This is a genomic window from Achromobacter semiaridum (assembly GCF_053543755.1).
The window spans coordinates 1-2,590 of record NZ_JBLVOL010000110.1 but is presented as its reverse complement, the minus strand read 5'-3'; the positions used below and the strand labels follow the sequence as shown (position 1 = coordinate 2,590).

At 68.3% G+C, this 2,590-nt stretch carries 2 protein-coding genes and 1 pseudogene; all 3 read left to right on the top strand.

The features are described from left to right. Window positions 1–436: pseudogene (locus ACNPP0_RS24200) on the top strand (DUF3300 domain-containing protein); the annotation flags it as partial. 4 nt (window positions 437–440) lie between these two features. Then, complete coding sequence (locus ACNPP0_RS24195) at window positions 441–1,313, top strand: DUF2950 family protein (RefSeq protein ID WP_448707226.1); 873 nt, start codon at window positions 441–443, stop codon at window positions 1,311–1,313. A 173-nt stretch (window positions 1,314–1,486) separates the two neighbouring features. After that, window positions 1,487–2,467 carry a YncE family protein gene (locus tag ACNPP0_RS24190; protein ID WP_448707227.1) on the top strand — a complete coding sequence of 327 codons (981 nt, stop codon included), beginning with the start codon at window positions 1,487–1,489 and terminating at the stop codon, window positions 2,465–2,467. Window positions 2,468–2,590 lie beyond the last annotated feature (123 nt).

The window sequence follows — 2,590 nt, the reverse complement described above, 5'->3', positions numbered from 1 at the left end:
CAACGAGGGCGGCGGGCGTGGCCAGGGCGCTGCCAACCGGGGCGGGCAAGGGGGCGCCGGGCGGGGCGGTGAAGGCGCGGCCGAACGTGCGCAGAACCGTCCGCAGGACCGCGCGCAGGACCGTTCCCAAACGCGCACGGGCACCGGCGCACAAGGCGGCTCGCACTCGCCCCGATCTTCCAGCGTGTCAACCAACGATCGCCAGGCCGCCGCGCAACGCCAGCGCGCTGACGAATCGGCCGCGCGCGAGCGCGCCCGGGCATCGAACACCAGCAGCGCCTTGAGCGACGCCGGCAACGGCGACCGCATGCGCCAGCAAAGCCATCGCAGCGATATGAATCGCGGCGGCGGCGGGGGCGGTGGTCATCGTGCGACGGGTGGCGGCGGGCATAGAGGCGGTGGCGGCGGCGGTGGCCATTTTGGCGGCCGGAGGTAGCACCATGGACAAGGGAGCTTTCATGACGAATGCCTGGGTTCGTGCGCGTACGCTGGGCGCCGTGTCGCTGCTGGCGCTGGGCCTTGCGGCGCCGGTCGCTGCGCAAAGCGTGTATCCCACCGCGCAGGCCGCGGCCGACGCCTTCACCGATGCGCTGGCCACAAGCGACCCGGCGGCCATGGCCAAGGTGCTGGGACCCAACCACAAGCAGCTGGTGCCCGGCGGCGTGCCGCAAGACGACATCTACCGCTTTCTGGCCGCGTGGGCGAAAAAGCACGAGGTCATCGCCGAGGGCGGCCGGTCGTGGCTGGCCGTGGGCGATTCCGGCTGGACGATGCCCGTGCCCATTGTGAACGCCGGCAAGGGCTGGCGCTTTGACCCGGTGGCGGGCAAGGCCGAACTGGCCCGCCGCGCGATCGGCCGCAATGAACTTGCCGCCATCGACACCCTGCAACAGCTGCAGGCCGCGCAAACCCGTTATCAGCAAGGCGTGGGGCAGGGCCGCTACGCCGGCCGACTGATCAGCCGTGCGGGCGCCATGGACGGCCTGTACTGGCCCGAGGTGCCGGGCGCGCCACCCCAGGCGTTCGGCCCGGACGCGCTGGTGATGGGCCCCGAGGTGCCGGCGGCGGACGCGTATTTCGGCTATCGCTACAAGGTCCTGCCGGGCGCGGACAGCACGACTTATCGCATCGTGGCGTGGCCCGCGCGCTACGGGCAAACGGGCATCGGCACCTTTGTCATCGGCCCGCAAGGCGGGGTGCTGGAGTCCGACCTGGGCCCCGCCTCCGCCAGCCGCGCGCAGGCGCTGCGGGAACGCGATATCGCTGCCGGCGCGTGGGTGGACGCCAACGCGCAACCCGTTGGCGGCAAATGACTTTTTGGAAATCCGGGGGCAGTGCCGGCGGGGATGTTGCCAAGTCGCAACAGGCGCAAGCGAATGCCGCCAAAGCCCCCCTTGTTGCCCTTTTGAAAGGTGGCTGTGCCTAAAATGGCGAGCACTGGGATCGGTGCCCGATCCTCTTTTGCCGGACCTTGAAATTGAACCCCTTGCATTTTGTCCGCTACGCCCTGGCCGGCGTAGGGATGGCGCTTAGCGCAGCGGCGGCATCCGCCCCGATTTTTGTCCTGAATTCCCTGGACGCCAACGTCAGCATCGTCGATCCGGTGTCCTACAAGGAACTGCGCCGCGTGCCCACCGGCAAGGAACCGCACCACCTGTATCTGACCCCCGACGAAAAGTCGCTGATGGTGGCCAACGCCACGGGCAACACGATCACGATGATGGACCCCAAAACGGGCGAAATCCAGCGCACGCTGACCGACATCGTCGACCCCTATCAGTTGCAGTTTTCGCCGGACATGAAGTGGTTCGTCACGGCCGCCAACCGGCTGGACCACATCGACATCTACGCGTGGCAGCCGCAGCACAAGGGCGCCGAGCTGAAGCTGGTCAAGCGGGTACAGGCGGGCAAGACGCCCAGCCACATCATGATCGACAAGAACAGCACCACGGCTTACGTCACCTTGCAAGACAGCGACCAGCTGATCGCCATCGACCTGGCGACGCAAACGCCCAAGTGGACGGTATCGGTGGGCAAGACGCCGGCCGACGTGTTCCTGACGCCGGATCAGAAGACCTTGCTGGTGGCGCTGACGGGCGATTCCTTCGTGGAAGCCTATGACGTCAGCCACGGCCCGGCCAAGCTGATCAAACGCATCCCCACCGCCGCGGGCGCCCACGCGTTTCGCGCGCAGGGCGACAAGCGCCATCTGTTCGTCAGCAACCGCACCGCCAATTCCATCAGCCGCATCGACATGCTGTCGCTGACCGTGACCGACACCTTCGCGGTGCCGGGTGGCCCGGACTGCATGGACGTGCTGGCTGACGGCAAGACGCTGTTGGTCACCTCGCGCTGGGCGCGCAAGCTGACGGTGGTGGACCTGGAGCAGAAAAAGGTTGTGAACCAGGTCCCAGTGGGCAAGTCGCCGCACGGCGTCTGGACGCTGAACCATGCGCCGACCCGATAGGGGTTGTTGCCCCCACGCTGCGCCCGCTTGCGCGGACTTGCTGCCCCCCGAGGGGGCTGCCCCGCCTTGGGGCGGCCCGGCGGCGGGTTGTTGCCCCCACGCTGCGCCCGCTGGCGCGGACTT